Annotated in this window: 16 protein-coding genes and 1 pseudogene; 13 read left to right on the top strand and 4 right to left on the bottom strand. The window is 35.0% G+C overall.

Going from position 1 to position 18,068, the window contains the following annotated elements:
- Positions 1-10: 10 nt before the first annotated feature.
- Positions 11-391, bottom strand: coding sequence for a VOC family protein (locus tag MK805_RS10720; RefSeq protein WP_240875892.1), 381 nt, complete (start codon positions 389-391; stop codon positions 11-13).
- 315 nt (positions 392-706) lie between these two features.
- Between MK805_RS10720 and MK805_RS10725 the strand changes: the two genes are divergently transcribed.
- From MK805_RS10725 to MK805_RS10760, 8 genes are all read left to right on the top strand, one after another.
- Positions 707-2,461, top strand: a complete 1,755-nt coding sequence (locus MK805_RS10725) for an ankyrin repeat domain-containing protein (RefSeq protein WP_240875893.1) — start codon at positions 707-709, stop codon at positions 2,459-2,461.
- A 488-nt stretch (positions 2,462-2,949) separates the two neighbouring features.
- Positions 2,950-3,450 (top strand): RrF2 family transcriptional regulator, encoded by a 501-nt coding sequence (locus tag MK805_RS10730; protein ID WP_240876104.1) that lies wholly within the window; start codon positions 2,950-2,952, stop codon positions 3,448-3,450.
- Between the two features lie 219 nt (positions 3,451-3,669).
- Complete coding sequence (locus tag MK805_RS10735; RefSeq protein WP_240875894.1) at positions 3,670-5,625, top strand: toprim domain-containing protein; 1,956 nt, start codon at positions 3,670-3,672, stop codon at positions 5,623-5,625.
- Between the two features lie 23 nt (positions 5,626-5,648).
- The gene (locus MK805_RS10740; RefSeq protein ID WP_240875895.1) at positions 5,649-7,808 is read left to right on the top strand and encodes a DNA topoisomerase (ATP-hydrolyzing) subunit A; all 2,160 of its coding nucleotides are present in this window, start codon (positions 5,649-5,651) and stop codon (positions 7,806-7,808) included.
- Positions 7,809-7,929: 121 nt separating this feature from the next.
- Positions 7,930-8,328 carry a GNAT family N-acetyltransferase gene (locus MK805_RS10745; RefSeq protein WP_240875896.1) on the top strand — a complete coding sequence of 133 codons (399 nt, stop codon included), beginning with the start codon at positions 7,930-7,932 and terminating at the stop codon, positions 8,326-8,328.
- 23 nt (positions 8,329-8,351) lie between these two features.
- Positions 8,352-8,573 (top strand): YdbC family protein, encoded by a 222-nt coding sequence (locus MK805_RS10750; protein ID WP_240875897.1) that lies wholly within the window; start codon positions 8,352-8,354, stop codon positions 8,571-8,573.
- 27 nt (positions 8,574-8,600) lie between these two features.
- Positions 8,601-8,978: an MmcQ/YjbR family DNA-binding protein gene (locus MK805_RS10755; protein ID WP_240875898.1), complete on the top strand. Its 378-nt coding sequence runs from the start codon at positions 8,601-8,603 to the stop codon at positions 8,976-8,978.
- Between the two features lie 113 nt (positions 8,979-9,091).
- Positions 9,092-9,835: a MerR family transcriptional regulator gene (locus MK805_RS10760; RefSeq protein WP_240875899.1), complete on the top strand. Its 744-nt coding sequence runs from the start codon at positions 9,092-9,094 to the stop codon at positions 9,833-9,835.
- Between the two features lie 41 nt (positions 9,836-9,876).
- On the opposite strand, the gene MK805_RS10765 is transcribed toward MK805_RS10760, so the two are convergent.
- Positions 9,877-10,371, bottom strand: a complete 495-nt coding sequence (locus tag MK805_RS10765) for a DinB family protein (RefSeq protein WP_240875900.1) — start codon at positions 10,369-10,371, stop codon at positions 9,877-9,879.
- Positions 10,372-10,516: 145 nt separating this feature from the next.
- Here MK805_RS10765 and MK805_RS10770 point away from each other — a divergent pair, with 145 nt between their 5' ends.
- From MK805_RS10770 to MK805_RS10785, 4 genes and pseudogenes are all read left to right on the top strand, one after another.
- Positions 10,517-11,146 carry a YIP1 family protein gene (locus MK805_RS10770; RefSeq protein ID WP_240875901.1) on the top strand — a complete coding sequence of 210 codons (630 nt, stop codon included), beginning with the start codon at positions 10,517-10,519 and terminating at the stop codon, positions 11,144-11,146.
- Positions 11,147-11,215: 69 nt separating this feature from the next.
- Positions 11,216-11,869, top strand: coding sequence for a YdcF family protein (locus MK805_RS10775; RefSeq protein WP_240875902.1), 654 nt, complete (start codon positions 11,216-11,218; stop codon positions 11,867-11,869).
- Positions 11,870-11,952: 83 nt separating this feature from the next.
- Positions 11,953-12,673 (top strand): annotated as a pseudogene (locus MK805_RS10780) (aldo/keto reductase).
- A 115-nt stretch (positions 12,674-12,788) separates the two neighbouring features.
- Entirely contained in the window at positions 12,789-13,298 is a 510-nt protein-coding gene (locus tag MK805_RS10785; RefSeq protein WP_240875903.1) for a hypothetical protein, read from the top strand.
- 85 nt (positions 13,299-13,383) lie between these two features.
- On the opposite strand, the gene MK805_RS18040 is transcribed toward MK805_RS10785, so the two are convergent.
- Complete coding sequence (locus MK805_RS18040; RefSeq protein ID WP_338057498.1) at positions 13,384-14,916, bottom strand: DUF4153 domain-containing protein; 1,533 nt, start codon at positions 14,914-14,916, stop codon at positions 13,384-13,386.
- A gap of 344 nt (positions 14,917-15,260) precedes the next feature.
- Between MK805_RS18040 and MK805_RS10795 the strand changes: the two genes are divergently transcribed.
- On the top strand, positions 15,261-16,151 hold the full coding sequence (locus MK805_RS10795) for a L,D-transpeptidase family protein (protein ID WP_240875905.1): 891 nt from the start codon (positions 15,261-15,263) through the stop codon (positions 16,149-16,151).
- 67 nt (positions 16,152-16,218) lie between these two features.
- Here MK805_RS10795 and MK805_RS10800 read toward each other — a convergent pair whose 3' ends face one another.
- Complete coding sequence (locus MK805_RS10800; protein ID WP_240876105.1) at positions 16,219-18,051, bottom strand: bifunctional homocysteine S-methyltransferase/methylenetetrahydrofolate reductase; 1,833 nt, start codon at positions 18,049-18,051, stop codon at positions 16,219-16,221.
- Between the last annotated feature and the right edge of the window lie 17 nt (positions 18,052-18,068).

Here is an 18,068-nt window from a genome sequence, read left to right on the forward strand (position 1 = left end):
GGTTTTAAACTTATTTATTTCGTTGCGTAAACACTTGAAAACAAACACCATATTTATCCGTAACAATTCCATAAGCTGGGCTAAAGGGCATTTCCCCGATCGGCAGGTGCACTACACCTTCTTCTATTAGTGCAGCATATATTTGTTCTGCTCTTTTTTTATCAGGTATGGTAATACAAATATTGACTTGTGTACCTGTTTGATGTGGAAGCTGAGGAATACGATCCGAGATCATCACTTTACTTTCCCCGATTTTTAAAACAGAATGGTCGACTCTATTTTCATCTGCTTGAATAAAAAGAACTTCAGCATCTAACGTTTTTTGATAAAAAGATATTGCTTCTCTTGCATTTCCATTTAACATAACAAAAGGTACCATTTCTAAACCCATATTTTCATCTCCTCTGTTTGTTCTACAACTATAGTTTAGTACTTAATAGTGTCAACTATTGTCACTGATTTAATTTTTTATCCTGACAATGCCTGTCAAGGCAGTTTAAAGTAATTTTATAAAGGCTTAGAGGAGATGATGTAAAATGAATTTTTCTAATGAATCTGATTTTCTACAATTGCCAGTTGAGATGCTAGCTTGATATAGTCGTAGAAAGAGAAAGGAAGGTGAAATAAATTGTCCTCTCCATTTCAAGTACTATTAAATTATTTTCATCGAGAAAACATGGATTTTTATCATTTATGTAAAGTTGCGATGAAGGAAAATTCAACATTACTACATGTCAAATTTGATTCAGGTAGTGACTTGGTTGATTCAACTACAAAAGTGTCCGTACTTCATATGGCTGCAACAACGGCAGAACCAGAAGTACTCCAGTATCTCATTAAAGAAAAAGAAATAGCTGTAGATAGTATAGATTTTTTGGGTAATACCCCTCTGCATTTTGCTGCATTGTCTGGTAATAAAAAAGCAGTAGATTTTTTGCTAAAAAAAGGTGCAAATAAGTATCATCAAAATGATTTAGAGCAAATGCCATGGCAAGTTGCTGTTACAGGAGAACTATTAAAGTTATTAATAGATCAAGAAACAAAACAAAGTGTTAAGTCCATACCTTCCCTTTCCTTACAAGAAGCAATCTGCGAGCAAAATATCTCGATTGTAAAAGATTTGCTAGAAATGGGAGTACATCCTGATATGTTGAATTACAAGGGATATCAATTGCAATATAGGTTACCCCTGCATCATGCAATTGAAAGTGGAAATAGGCAGATTGTAAAACTGTTACTAGAATATGGGGCTGATTTGTCTTATTCTAATGATTTTTTAGAACTAGCTCTGAGGCATACAGAAATTATGAAGTTGTTACTCGAATACGGTGCAGATCCAAATCCATATACCGGATCACTGAGTTTATTACATATTGCTACGAAAAATAATCAGCTAGAAATCATGGAACTGCTACTAAAAGCAGGGGCTGATACGGAAGCTCAGGTGAGGGGACATTATTTCTACCATCCTCCGCTTCGAGAGGCACAATCCAAAGAAGCAATTGATCTCCTTCTGCGGTATGGAGCAGAAGTAAATTCAGAATTAATGGGAAGGTTTAGTTTTTTTACCTGGCCTGTTGATCGTGGATTAGTGGAGGTTGTAGAGAGGTTTATCGACATAGGGGTACCGATTGATTCAGGGGATTTATGGGACATGGTTATTAGTGGTAGAAACAGCTATGAAATATGCAAATTATTTTTAGAAGCAGGTTTAGATGTCAACTTACCATTGAAATTTGATCCTTCTGTTTTATTTAAAGTAATCTCGTATAATAAATCAGATCTCATTCCTTTACTTCTTCATTATGGTGCCGATTTGGATATAAGGAATGACCAAGGATATCGCCCTTATGAATTTGCTCTGATAAGAGGAGATTATCATGCTATAATCCATATTACTGAATTTTGTAATAAACATAACAAACCATTGCCAACCTATGAAGAAATTCCTTCAATAAAAGAGATTATGCAGGAGGGGCATAATGAAGTTGTACAGTTAACTTGGTATCATTCCGCTGGGGTTTATGATGCGGATAAGTGGATATCAGCAATAATGGGGAGATTAGGATATTCAGCACGTATATTACCCAGACAAATGTATATTTCAAATGAAATAGATTATGAAGAGGATTTTGACGAAGAGACTTATGCCCCCCCTTTGATGTCCTATGATGTTGCTTTTGATTCACACGATCCGAGATATTTTATTCTGATAGCAACTTATTATGATGAGTTCAATTATGCTTATTCTTATGATTTTTATGTTCGTTGTCATCCGAACGATGTAAAAAAGCTAAAGGAAGCAGTCCACCAGATGTTTGATTCAGAAGAAGCTGGAGAAAAGATGATTTATATATCACATCAAGATGATGGAAATGCTACTTTAGAAATGAACAAAAAATGGATAGAAGGGGATAAACATTTAGTTGATTCACATTCCATTTTAATGGAAAGAAAATAGGTAGTTGAAAAGAGAGGGCGACCGTGACCAATTACTGGCCACGGTCGTTGCGTATGACAGCTGATTAATACTGTCCTACGATGTGCTCCTTGGAACAGGTACAAAAAGTAATGCCTCGAAGGGTGCAATGTTCCTTTCTGGTGGGATCGATTATCAAAAAGCTTCGAAGACCACTAGTGGGAACAATATGGTATATCTCTCCTGAGATGAGATGGGTGAAAATCAAGTCAGGGAAGTAGAGCTTCCATTTGTTAGACAGCGAAGTACATATTCCCCTCACTTGATATTGACCCAATGTGCCGACGACTTCAAAATTCTTTCTGTTACGTGTTTCGGGAAGATGAAGTGGCATCTGTACCTCTCTTTGGAGTCAGGTGAATTCCATTATAAAGGAAAATGGATGAAAGGGATAGGTTGATTGTAATTTAAAAGATTGTCACGTATATTATAGATAATTAGTGTCCTTAATGGGGGAGGAGGTATGGATGATGAATTTTAGTGTAGGTGTTGAATATGCATTGCATTGTCTTGTTAATATTATTCCTCTGAATAGACCAATTGGTATAAAAGATTTGGCAGAGTTTCAAGGTGTTTCCGAATCTTACCTATCTAAAATCTTTACCAAACTAGCCAAAGCTAGAATAGTACAATCTACACCAGGAGTAAAAGGAGGATATGAGTTAACCAAATCTCCTAAAAAAATTACATTTTATGATGTTGTTATTGCAATTGAAGGTTCGCAACCGATTTTCCAGTGCAAAAATATCATCGCAAAAGCGTTTACAAATGAAGCTCTAGAAGCTGAAGAAGATGAGGATGAAGTTCCATGTTTAATCAATCGTACCATGTTAGAAGCAGAACAGCAGATGTACAATTTTTTAAAGGAAAAAACGCTGATGTGGCTAAGAGAAACATTAGACAACGAATTATCTCCAGACATTCTGGAGAAAAATAGAGAATGGTTTCAAAAAAAATTAGTGCAGAATTGAATTTGAAAGCACACTTACTTTTGTTATTTTGGCAAACCGTAGCAACGAACCTTTCGAATAATGTAAGAAATCAGTAGATAAGCGAACAAACCTACCCTTATTTTTACATAGAAAGGGGTGGGTTTGTTCGCTTGAAACTTGACAAATGTAGTGATATATAATTATCTATTTTTAGACTATTAGTTCCATTATGCACAATTTTAAAAGGAGGTTCACCTGTTGAGTATAGATACATATAATTCTGATTCCATCCAATCACTGGGGATTTTAGGTGGTGTACGTGCCAAACCAGCTTCGATTGGACTAGAAAATCATAACCATACTTTTATTGAGATATTAGCAAACGCGATAGATGAATATCGAGAAGGATTTGGGAAAGAAATTATTATCACCAAATATCTAGATAAGTCTATTATGATTCAAGATTTTGGTCGTTCTGTTCCAATGGATAAAAATAAAGAAGGAGAATACGCTTACAAAAAAGTCTTTGATGAGTTGTGGTCAGGCGGAAAGTATAACAACAATGATACTACTGGAAACTACCAATTTTCATTAGGAACCAACGGAGTTGGAGCTACAGGAACAAACTACACAAGTGATTTTTTTGAATGTACTGCTATCAATCCAAATGGTTACAAGTATTACATCCGCTTTGAAAAAGGCTTACAGGTAGGAGACTTAATCAAAGAAAAGCACAAGCTTGACTATCGCGGCACACGTATTCACTGGCTGCCTTCTGCTGAAGTGTTTCGCGGTGAAAATGAAGTGGATACTGACTTTATTAAAGAAACACTAAAAAATCAAGCCATCGTCAATAGCGGATTAAAGTTTATTTTTCATAATGAGATGGATGAGACAACAGATGTGTTCCTTTATGAAAACGGTGTAAAAGATTATATTGCAGAGTTAAGCGATGGGAAAAACTTTACGGAAATCGTTCAATTTCGAACAGAGACACAAGGAAAGGAAAAGAATGAGGAGTCTGAGTTTAAGTTTAAAGCAGAAATTACATTTGTGTTTCATAATGAGGTAAAACAGATGCATTATTTCCACAACTCATCTTTATTAGAGCATGGTGGTACTCCAGAAAATTACATCAAAAACGCATTTACGAAAGCAATTGATAATCTTCTCAAAGATAAGTATACCAAAGGGGAGAAAAAGGTCAGTTTTGATGATGTGAGAGAGAGTCTGATTGTCATAAGCAATTCCTACTCTACTGTTTCGTTATATACGGATCAAACAAAGAAAAAGATGGAGTCTAAGTTTGTCCAAGAGTATATGACCCAGTATTTGCGTGAAAAATTAGAAGTTTATTTTATTGAAAATCCATTGGAAGCTCAAAAGATTGCCGATCAAATTCTCATCAATAAACGCAGTAGAGAAAAAGCAGAGAAGACACGGTTAGATGTGAAAAAGAAGCTTCAGTCCTCTGTAAACAATATTACCAATCGTATTGATGGCTTTATCAATTGTAAATCAAAAGATAAGAATCAAACGGAATTATATATTGTGGAAGGGAAATCGGCGCTAGGTTCTACTAAGCAAGGAAGAGACGCTGAATTTCAAGCCATTTATGCACTTCGGGGGAAAATTTTGAATTGTTTAAAGGCGGATTATGACAAGATTTTCAAGAACGATATTATTGTGGATTTGGTGAAACTTTTAGGCTGTGGAATCGAAGTGAAATCTAAATTTAATAAAGATTTACATACATTTGACCTTCAAAACCTACGTTGGTCTAAAATCATTATTACAACAGATGCAGACATTGATGGTTTCCATATTCGTACTTTATTGTTAACTGTAATTTATCGATTGATGCCTACTTTAATCGAATCAGGAAAAGTGTTTATAGCAGAATCTCCCCTTTATGAGATTACACACAAAGAAAAATCTTATTTTGCCTATAGTGATAAAGAAAAAGATGCCATTGTCAAGAAGTTAAAAGGAAAAGTAGTGATTCAACGTTCCAAAGGATTGGGAGAGAACACTGCAGAAATGATGTGGGAGACGACGATGAACCCAGCAACTCGTAAGCTGATCCAAATTGTAAAAGAAGATGTTGAATTGACAGGGCGTTATTTTGAATTATTTCTTGGTGATGATCTACAAGGAAGGAAACAGTATATCGAGGATAACTTACATGAATATATCGATATCGCGTTAGATTAGCGTGAAAAGGAGGGAATTATAGTATGATTTTACAAAATATAACGCAAAGTTTGAAAGATAATTATATGCCTTATACCGCACATGTTATTATGCATCGTGCACTGCCAGAAATTGATGGCTTAAAGCCCAGTCAGCGGAGAATTCTTTATACGATGTTCCAAATGGGTTTATTAAAAAGCGGTCGAAAAAAATCCCAAGGGGTAGTGGGACAAACCATGTTTTTACACCCTCATGGTGATATGGCGATCTATGAGACTTTGGTGAGGTTAACCAAAGACAACGAATCGCTGCTCCTGCCCTATATTGATTCCAAAGGTAACTTCGGAAAGCAATATTCTCGTGATATGAAGTATGCATCAGCCCGTTATACAGAAGTAAAGTTGGCAGACATTGCAGCAGAATTGTTTCAAGATATTGATAAAGATACAGTAGATATGATCGAAAACTATGATGGTACACTCCAAGAGCCCCGTCTGCTACCAGTGACTTTTCCATCGATCTTAGTAAATACATCAAGTGGTACAGCAGTAGGAATGGCTAGTAGCATTGCGCCATTCAATTTAAATGAAGTGATTGATTACACAATCGCTAGTATTAAAAATCCAGATACAGAAGTAAGCGAATATATTCAGGCTCCTGATTTCCCTACAGGTGGAAACATTATCTATCATGATAAAGAGATGAAGCATATCTTTCACACTGGTAAAGGCTCTTTCAAAATTCGTTCTTCTTATCGTATAGAAGGTAATTCGATTATATTTGAGGAGATTCCTTATACTACTACCTTTGAAGCGATTATTGAAAAGATAAGCTTGCTAGTAAAAGAAGGAAAAATAAAAGATATCGTAGACATTGATGATATTTATGGAATTCATACAAAAGGAATAGAGATTACTGTAAAGAACAGTACAAACAAGGAACTGTTGGTAGAAAAGTTATTTAAGATGACTCCACTGCAAGATACCTTTTCTTGTAATTTTAATTTAATTGTTAATGGTAGACCACAAACATTGGGAATAAAACAGATAATTCAAGAATGGGTTACTTTTCGTGGCAATGCTATCAAAAGAGGGGCCCAATACGATAAAACAAAGAAGGAACAAAAAAGACATCTTTTATTGGCTTTTAAGCAAGTATTACTTGATATCGATAAAGCAGTTGCTATTATTCGTGAGACAAACAAAAATAGCCAAGTTGTTGCAAACTTGATGGAAGCTTTTCACATTGATGTGCTACAGGCCGAGTATGTGGCAGAAATTAAGTTACGACATTTGAATAAGGAATATCTTCTTCATCGTATCGAAGAGATAGAAACGTTAGAAAAAGAGATTGCAGATTTGCATGACATCATTCATAACAAAACAAAATTGAATAAAAAGATGATCCAACAATTGAGAAATGTGAAAAAAACACATGGAATAGAGAGAAAATCAAGGATCATATTTGCTGATGATTTACCTATTGTAGCACCAGAAGAGATAACCATTGATAACTACAATGTTCGAATAAGTGTTACCAAAGAAGGGTACTTGAAAAAAGTACCTTTGACCTCACTTCGAGGTGGAAATGCGATGAAAGTAAAAGATGGAGATGAAATTATTTATCAATACAGTACTACCAATAATTCTGACCTCTTAATCTTCACGGACAAATACAATTGTTACAAATATAAAACGTATGAGATAGAAGATCATAAATTATCAAGTCTTGGAGAGTATCTTCCAACACTACTGAATTTACAAGATGAGACTATTCTTTTTGTAACTGTTACGAATGACTACAAGGGAGATCTCCTTATTGGTTATGAAGATGGAAAGGTTGCAAAAATAGCATTGTCGGCTTACTATACCAAACAAAATCGTTCCATGTTGAAAAATGCTTATGCCAATAAGAAAGCTCTCTATTGGGATCATATTTTTGAAGATAAGGAAATTTTGGCAGTTTCTACGATCAAAAAAGCAATTGTCTTCCATACTTCTATGATAAACTCAAAAACTAGCAAAACCACTATTGGAGTTCAAGCGATGAAATCAAAGAAAAATAGTGTGGTAAGAGGGTACTATGATCTCAGTGGTAGTGAATTCGAAGAAAAATCGTATTATATGACCAAAGGTGCAGGGATTGGCAAGTATTTAAAAGGAAACGATTTTGCTTCTATTCTCGATCAAGGTTCACTGTTTTAATTTTAACAATACAATGGATCTATGTATCATGTGAAATCTATCATGGTCTGTGATAAGGCCATGGTTTTTTTGATATAATTACAAAACATAAAGGAGATGATAAAACGAAAGTAGGAATCCTATGAAGATTTCTTTTATAGAAAGAATCCCAAATTCCACTGACCTATATAACCTTTATGAATACGAACATTGGAATGATTTTCTTCAATTATCAAAAGATCAGTTATACACAGCAATGAAAAATAGTTGGTACATACTGAGTGTTTATCATGGTGATAAGTTGATAGGTACAGGTAGAGTCGTATCTGATGGAATGATCATTGGCTATATCACTGGTTTAATTGTTCATCCTGATTATCGTAACAGGGGAATAGGAAGGGATATTATGCAAAAGCTTATAGCAAAGTGCAATCAATCTTATTTGACTATTCAGCTTTTAACAGCTAATGATTGTATTTCCTTTTATCAACAATTAGGTTTTCAGTCCTTTGCAAATGGGCTGATTTATGTGGAAAGATAGTGTGTACATAAAGGAGTTAAAAAATGGCGGACATACAATATGAAATAAAAAGAACATTAGGTGTACTATCTGAATCCCCAAAAGGATGGAAAAAAGAATTAAATTTGATCAGTTGGAACGGAAAAAAAGAGAAATATGATCTTCGTGAATGGGCTCCAGATCGTGAAAAAATGGGTAAAGGTGTTACGTTTACTACAGAAGAATTGAAGGTTCTACGGGATTTATTAAATAGCTTGGATTTATGATTTTTAATTGGCTGGGGTGTAGCAGATATGCAGTTACAAAACACAGATATACTCCATTATGTACGCAAAATTTGTTCGAATCTTTCAGAAGTCATGGAACATAAAGATGGTTTTGGTTATGTAACATTTCAAGTTCATGGAAAATCTTTTGTCAAAATAACAGATCGAGCAGGTTTGTGTTTTAAGTCCAATCGAGAAATGCAAGAATTACTCATACAAGAATCGAAGTTTTTTAAAACTCCGTATATTGGTCGCCATGGTTGGGTTTCCATTCGAAATCCGCAAGAAGAAGACTGGACTTACCTGATGGAATTGATTCAGGAAGCATATTTACGTGCAGCTCCAAAGTATTTAGGGCAAGAGTGGAGAAAGTTAAATCAAAGAAAGTTAGTTGAAGAAAAATGATCCTCTCTTCGGATCATTTTTTGTTTAAATCCTCTTTAAAAATTAGGGCAGAATAAATATTGACCTTTCCGTTACGTTAAGGTGTAGCATTTAAATTGTCAGGAGGAGATGAGATGGAATACACGGTTCAGAAACTGGCACACTTAGCAGGTATTAGCACAAGAACTTTGCGATTTTATGATGAGATTGATCTTTTAAAGCCGGCTAGGATCAACTCATCAGGTTATCGGATTTATGGAAAGAATGAAGTAGATGAGCTTCAGCAAATCCTCTTTTACCGAGAACTCGGATTTTCCTTAGATCAGATTAAAGAGATTGTGCATGCTCCAGAATTTGACAAAACCGAAGCTTTAATAAGACATCGTATTCAACTCCTAGGCAAAAAGAGGCAATTGGAAACATTGATTATCAATGTAGAAAAGTCCATTGCCGCTCGGGAAGGGAGAATAAAAATGTCAGATAAGGAAAAGTTTGAAGGTTTGAAACAAAATATGATAGATGAAAACGAAATAAAGTATGGCAAAGAAATCCGAAAAAAATATGGTGATGAAGCAGTTAATCGATCCAATGAGAAGGTAACGGATTATGAGGCAATCACTCATTTGGAGAAAGAAATGATTGAAACATTGGTGGAAGCTTTTCATGATGGAGATCCTGCTAGCCCAATTGCTCAAAAAGCGGTTGATTTGCATAAACAATGGCTTATGTATTATTGGCATGATTACAGTTTAGATGCTCATAAGGGGATCGCTCGAATGTATGTGGATGACGAAAGGTTTACTTCCTATTATGATAAATATCAACCTGGATTAGCATTATTTTTAAGAGATGCCGTTCAAATATATACAACCAATTAAAACAAAAACCTCAGCTATGATTTGATACATAGCTGAGGTTTTCACTCGACTCCGGAAATATCAGTATTTGGTATTTCATCATATCCCATCTGTCGAGCCATTGTTACGATTTGCCCTTTATGATGGAATTCATGAGTGATGGCATGGATAAAGAGTTTGTTTGGGGTAGTAGTGATAATTTCATCATTATTTCTCCATAGAGCTTCTCTTTCAATGATAATGTTTCTTTCATCAGTAGATAATGTTGTATAAAAATCGTTAACATATTTGTCAGCTAAAAAAAACCTCTCCCGAACAGCTTGGACATCCATCTGCCTAAGGAATTCTTTTGGAGTAAGTGGTTTTTTTGTTTTTAGAAGCACAAACGATCCTAGCCAAGCTATATAACAATCTGCAACATGAACAAGTAAATTACGAATGGATGAAAATCCGAATCCTGTCATCTGTCGGGTAAAGTCATTTGGCTCTATTTCCTCACAAAAATCTAAAAGAATATTTCTAGTCTGTTTCACCCATTCATAATGGTTTTGATCCATTTTCTACACCTCAAAATTAACTTCAAATTATGATATTATTATTTCATAAAATATTGAACTCGACAAAATGTAAAATATACCTACATGAACACACTTTATTTATTTTGCATTTTTTTGTCTAACTAATCAAAAGAGGAAGATAATAGTGAAGAAACCATCTATTGTGGGGATGATTTGGAGACCTCATGTGGAACTTGAACGAGTTCGGTTACATCCAGCAGTTTGGCTTCCATTGGCGATAATTTCTATTGTACATGTCTTAGGTATGTTAGGAATTACGAGAGTAAAAACAGAAGAATGGCCACTTAATTCTGTTCAAACACCTCCTACCATTACGTATTCGTATATGTCAATGGATCTTCTAATCTCTGATCTCATAACTTTTCTCTTATCCGTATGTATCGTTTCGCTCCTGATTTTTGCAATTGCCAAATCGTTTCGCAAATCAGTGACCCTCAAACAGGTATTATCTTTATCTGTTTTTCTACAAGTCATTCCTACATTAGGTTTACTCCTACAAGCAGCTGCTCATTTGTTGGAATGGGGAGAAAATATTTTTAGCTACAGTCTTCAAGATTTGTTTCATTTGACTTCTAGTCATTTTTCGTTTGTCTTTGGTTTTGTTACTATCTTTATCATTTGGAATTGGGTGATAACAGTAGTCGGACTTCACAAAGTTATTGGTTTTCCATCCATTATAGCTATTGTCCTTACAATTATTATGTGGTATTTACCTGTGTGGATCAGCAGTTTTTTTGTAATTCCTCAAGGATAGATAAATGCAGATCAATATTTTGTGATGTTTACTTATTTGTCCTTTGATGGAAATTGGGAGTGTGGTGAAATGATTCCAAAGTGTCCAGATGTTCCCCCTCTTACACAAGAGCAAATAGATCTTCTCACCAAAATTGTCTTTCTTGATGAAGATCAAGTTTTCCCTACGAATAAAAAATGTGATCTATTATTTGTTTTTGGCGGAACTCATCCGGGATGTTGGGAAACAGCATTTGAAATATATCAAGCCAAAAAAGTAGAACGAATACTCGTGACAGGAGGGATTAAACCTGGAGCAATTCGACATTCCACCTGGAAATATGGAGATCGTCCAGAAGCTCATGTGATACGTGAAAAATTACTAGAGTTAGGAGTTTCAGACAAAGTAATTTTGATCGAAGATCGATCTACTGATACACTAGAAAATATTACATTTGCAAAAGCGTTGTTCGACTTTTCCTCTATTCAAACACTTGGTTTTGTATGTAAAAGTTATGGAGCAGGAAGACAATGGAGAACTTTGCAGAAACAGTTGCCAGCAAACCTTTCCTACATTCCTTATCCATTTGATACTTCTCCATGGGAAAATCGACGTATTTCTCGATTCAATTGGATGCATACCCCAGAGGGCAAATCCTATGTTTATGGTGAGTATTTGCGTATTTTGCATTATGGTCAGAAAGGTGATCTGTCACCATTATCCAAAAAAATATCTGGACTGTGATAAAATAAAAAAAGATAAATTATCATCATCTCAGTGGTAGATTTATTTTGTATGGTTGAAATATCACACAAGAAGGCCTTTGCATGACTACTAATGTGAATCAAGTTGTTAAACTACATAATGGTGTTGAAATGCCTTTGTTGGGTTTAGGTGTTTGGAAGACCCCTGAAGGTTCCGTAGTAGAACAAGCAGTTGATTATGCAATCCGTTCTGGTTATCGTAGTATTGATACAGCAAAGATTTATCAGAATGAAGTAGGTGTGGGCAAAGGGATTATTCAAAGTGATGTGAAGAGGGAAGATCTTTTTGTTACGACAAAGGTTTGGAACAGCGATCAAGGGTACGAATTTACTCTAGCTGCTATTGAAGCAAGTCTTGAGCGTTTACAACTCGATTACCTTGATTTATATTTGATTCATTGGCCTGTAGCTGGGAAGTTTACTGAAACTTGGCGGGCGTTAGAAACACTATATAAAGAGAAAAAAGTTAGAGCGATTGGTGTCAGTAACTTTCAACCTCATCATCTGGATACATTACTTGAGAAAGCAGAAATAGTTCCAATGGTTAATCAGGTGGAATTACATCCCTACCTTACACAAATATAAGCGTACTCCAGCACAGATTATTCTTCGATGGGACATTGAAAACTCGGTAGTGACCATACCAAAATCCATTACCCCCAGTCGGATCGAGGAAAATGCAAACATCTTTGATTTTCAATTGGAAGCGGAAGACATTCTAGTATTAAATCAGTTAAATAAAGATCATCGATTTGGTCCAGACCCAGACAACTTTAACTTTTAATATCAAAATACCCTGTCGATACGACATGGTATTTTTGGTGCTTGATGGAAATGTCCGAAAGGTGGTACCATACAAAAAAAGCATTAATCTTTAAAGAATTTAGGGAGATAGGCAAATGGAAATATATCAAAATCGAAATAGAAGATTACAGATGTTAGTCATAAATATCTTCCTATTTGTTCTTTTTATAGTTATTACTTTTTTTCTTTTTTTTATTTTCCTCGGCTCAATTGCGGCAGATTTTGTACAAAATTCTATTATAAATCGCCAGGATTTTGTTTTACTTGCTCCTATTTTTTTATTTGGATTATCAGGGTTACTCTCTTTTTATAGTGTTCGAAAGCATTGGAATTTCCTAAAACTAAAAAATCCTATTATGACTGTTACCGACAAAGGGTTAGAAGTATATCATTCTTTTCATGATAAAATAATGAAATCTTGGGACGAAATTGGAGAAATTGAATTTCGTTTTTACATGAGGCATTATGGGCGACGCCGCAAAAGTTTGTTAATTAAAGATATGGATGATACACCATTGGCTAATGTTCCTATAAACATGTTAGATGCCAGCATAGAAGAAGTATTAGTAGAAATAGAGAAATATATGAAAGTAAACCGTACTTAATATAATTAGTTTCATTGATTTGAGGTTGTTTTTGCAAAAATGAACAAAAAACACAGCCCTTTGTATGAACGGCTGTGTTTTTTGTTTAGAATATTTCATCCAATAACTTTTTAGCTCTGTATTTGGAGATATTAAAGGATTGCCAATCTTTTTCTTTATCCAGTTGGCTTTTTATCATTTTAAGATTTTTATCAATAATGGGTTTTAACTTCGGTTCACTTCTCAATCTTATCAGTTGTGGAACTGCTGCATAGGAAAGTTGATTGAGATAAGAAATATCTACATATTCACTATAGCGATATCGATTCTTGTTACTATATGGAGCTGATGTTGATAGGTTTTGTTTTGTTGAGTAATATCTCTTTACATTTTGCTCTGCGATAATTTGATCGATGTTAATATAGTTAAGGGTAACATACCAGATTAGGATTACAATAGATGATATTCTTATCAGGGATATATCATTTTTCCATGTTTTCATGAGAGAGATTATCATGAAAGATAAAAGCAAGATCATAAAAGCATGAACTAAAATGCGAGTATAAGTGTACCCGTAAACTCCTTCATATAGAGAAAGCTTTTGAAATGCAGAAACCAAAATAAAAGCTGTACAAGCAGTCAATATACTCAGTAAAACTTGCACAATTCGGTATATAGTAATTTGCTTTTTTTGAACCAAGTAAATGACTAAGATCACAATGAAAATGTTTAATATGGTTACGATTACAAGTTGATAAAAGCCTTGTGTAGCATATTCTGCATACGTAACCCCAGTTGGTAATAAGCGTTTTGCTGCTCCAAATAAATAAGAAACTTGGATAGCCGTAAACAAGATATAAATAATATTGATAAGAAATAGGATAGTTAAGGTGATAATACCATCGATTCGAAATGGTTTTCTTTCGAATTCAACAGAAGGTAGTTCAATATCTTCAAATGGATGCTTCAATGACCAAAAAAAGGTGAATATAATGAAAAAGACAATTAAAATAAGAAATATTTGAAAAGGAATATCTCCGAAATCCATTTTCCAAAAAAAGTTAGGGATTTCATTTATCCAATGATTAAAAATACTGTCCGCAGAGGTGAGTAAGACTACAATAACCCCAATAAGTGGGAGGGAAAATAATATCCCAATGAGCACTTTTCCAATGACTCCATAAGCTGATTTATTGCTCTTTAACCGCACCCATTCTCCTATTATTTTGAATGGAACTAAAATATTTGCGATTGATTCCATGGTCTTATTAAAAACCTCACCAAGAAAAGGAAGTTTATACCAGGGGTGTTTATTGTTCTTTGTTAATAATATTGCTTGTACGATAAATAACAAAGAAACAATGAGAGCATTGAGTACGTGGAATTCGTCATTTGAATACAAAACAAAAGTTAAAATTAAAAAGAAAATGGGAATAGTTAAAAACCATGCGAAATTTTTATCGAATTGAATTTTTTCTTTGAAAATAAAGTAGAAAAAAACATAGAATAGAAGCCAAAAGATTAGAAAAGATATACCAACTGTTATGTCGTAAAACAGATAGTCAAAAAGAACTCCCATGAAAAGACTTCCAAATAAAAGAAATACATTGAGTTTTGTTAGTTTTGAAGACTCACTCATACATGATCTCCTTATTTTTATGTATATTTTAAATATTAATCATTATATTACAAAATGATAGATAATACGAAAATAATGTGGATGCCAGTATTTTTTTAATTAGTATTGCATGAAATGATTCATAGACATGGTATCAAATATATTTATTTGGCTCAGAAAATAAATGCGAGACTGGATAACAAGATATTGTTCGGTCAAAAGGTCAAAGAAATCACCTTACATATCCTGAGAGACAACAAATTTCTTCATTTAAAATTAAAATAATTGACATAGATATTCTCTTTTCAATAGTTGCATTTTTCGATATGCTAAGTATGTTATTTAAATAGAAAGAGGAGAAAAAGATGCAACGATTGAAGGGGTATGTTTACTTTACTTTCATTTTGACGTTTGCAATGTTAGTTGGAATTACTCTTCCGACTCATACAAATGCTGCTCCGGTCTCTTATAAAATAGAGATCAGCAAGACCACTGATAAAACACCTAGCAAACTATATCTTTACCGCAATGGAAAAGTAATAAAGGTTTATCCAGTGGCAACTGGAGCAAATACGGCAAAAATTCCAGCTGGTTCCAAAGTATTTCCAGCTTCTGCTACACCAGAAGGAACTTTTCCAATTGTGATGAAAACCGTAAATCCTCAATGGAAAAATGTCCCTGGTACGATCAACGGTAAACCAAATCCAAATAATCCTTTGGGTGTTCGCTGGCATGGGTTGAATGTAAATGGGGATGGGGGAAGATATTATGGTATTCATGGTACCAATAACCCTAGCTCGATTGGGAAACATGTTTCCCACGGATGTATTCGGATGTTCAATAAAGACGTAGTAGAGTTGTTTAACATCGTTCCATTAGGAACCCCTGTTTGGATTCATACAGGTCCCTCCACAGGAGTTTGGAAAGGGGATCCGAACGTAGGAGCAAAAACTTCAGCGAACAGTTATACAGCATCCTTTCCTGGCAAGCAATACTTTAAAAAAGGCGCAAGCAATAAATATGTTTATCAATTAGGTGTGATGTTGCAAAGAGTGGGAAAAGGGAAACATTATCGTGTTGGTCCATCCAACCAATTTACGGAAGCAGATCGTCTGAATGTACAAGAATATCAATTATCACAAGGCTTTAAAGGTACAAAACCAGGACAAGATGCGGATGGTTATCCTGGTCCAGAAACGTGGAATCGTCTTGTTAAACAAAGTAAGATTTTAGAGGTAAATACAACTAATAACTAATTGATAAAAACAACTACTGTAAAAAGGTAGTTGTTTTTTGTGTGTAGTAGCTTTTTTCTGTTTTGGCTTAAGGAATCACTTTTTTAAGTTGTTTGTCTTGATCGCGAATATAATGAGTGAGTTCTACGCTCATCTGCCAAAAGGAAAATGGTGTAATCAAGTAAATACCTCGAAATTTCTCCATTGCACCATCCAGTAAATCTTTTGTAATATCGATACCGAGTTGTCTTGCCTTTTCTGGCTCTGGTGTTTTTTCCATTTGAGCTAATACGTGATCTGTAATTTTAATTCCTGGAATTTCATTGTGCAAAAACAAAGCGTTTCGATAACTAGTGATGGGCATTATCCCGATAAATATAGGAATTGGAATGTGTTTGGTCGCTTCATATAAACGATGGATACTTTGATGGTCATACAGAGGTTGTGTCATCACAAAATCGGCACCAGCTTCTATCTTTTTTTCTAATCGTTCTACCGCTTTTTCAATTTTCCGTACATGAGGGTTAAAAGCAGTACCTACTATAAAATTGGCGGTTTGATTTAATCGTTTTCCTGAAAAAGAAAGTCCTTGGTTTAACTGTTTTACCATACGGATTAATTCAAAAGAAGTAACATCATAGATAGAACTAGCACCAGGTAAATCACCGATTCTGGATGGATCACCTGTGATCACAAGTATTTGATCAATTCCTAACGCATGTAACCCCATCAAATGTGATTGTTGACCAATTAGATTACGATCACGACAAGCAATATGAAGAAGGGGATTCAATCCGAGCTGGGATTTTAGGATTGCTCCTAGAGCTAAATTGCTCATTCGTGTTGTGGCAAGTGCATTATCAGCCATGGTGATAGAATCGACCCCGGCCTCATGCAATTTTTGCGCACCTACTAGAAACTCAGTAGTATCTAAATCTTTAGGTGTATCAAACTCGCAGATAATCGTTCGTTTTTGTTTGACTTTGGAAAGAATGGAGTCTTGATTTTGTCGATGAACCAACACATGTCGAGTATGATTAATGGAAAATTCATCAATTGATGGGTTGATGCGTTTGACAGGCTTTACATTTTCCACAATATCTTTCATTTGTGCGATGTGTTCAGGCGCTGTCCCACAACAGCCGCCGATGAGATTGACGCCTTGGCTGATCATTAGCTTCGATATCTCAGCAAAATAAGCAGGGTGGGATTTATACTTAACTTCTCCGTCTGTAATTCCTAGTCTGCCGGCATTTGGAAAAGCGGAAAGCAGGAGGGACTCTGGAACAATTGATTTTTCCAAACTACGTAAAGTTTCTACAGGTCCGAGCCGACAATTTAATCCTACTCCATCGACTTTTTCTGCGATTTCTTTAAAAGCTTCTGATAAGGAATAAGCATCACGCGTTCGTCCAACCTCAATTAAGGAAAATTGAGCGAATAAGGGTAAATCTGTGAGATTACGAATAGCCTTTACAGCTAGTTTTAACTCATGTACATCCAAAAAAGTTTCTAACAATATCCCATCTACGCCTCCATATAAAAGGGCAGTTGCTTGCTCTTCAAACAAATCTAGATATTCCTCTGGATCATACTCCATCACTCGCCCTGCTAGTATGGAACCAATAGATCCAAAGACATATGCATCCTCTCCAGCAGCTGTTTTGGCAATAGTAACGGCTTCTCGGTTGATCTTTGCTACTTTATTTTCCAAACCATAACGTGAAAGACGTTCTCGATTTGCACCATAAGTGTTAGTCTCGATCATCATGGAGCCTGCCTTCACGTATTTACGATGCACATTTTCAATGAGCGTTGGCTCGCTTAAATTTAGTTCTTCTTGGCAGGTGTGAACGGATATTCCCTGTTGGAACAAGTAAGTAGCCATCGCTCCATCGCCTAAAAGAATATGGTCTTTCATGTATGCTCGAAAAGGTA

The sequence above is a fragment of the Shimazuella soli genome, from assembly GCF_022511585.1.
Classification (GTDB): Bacteria; Bacillota; Bacilli; order Thermoactinomycetales; family Thermoactinomycetaceae; genus Shimazuella; species Shimazuella soli.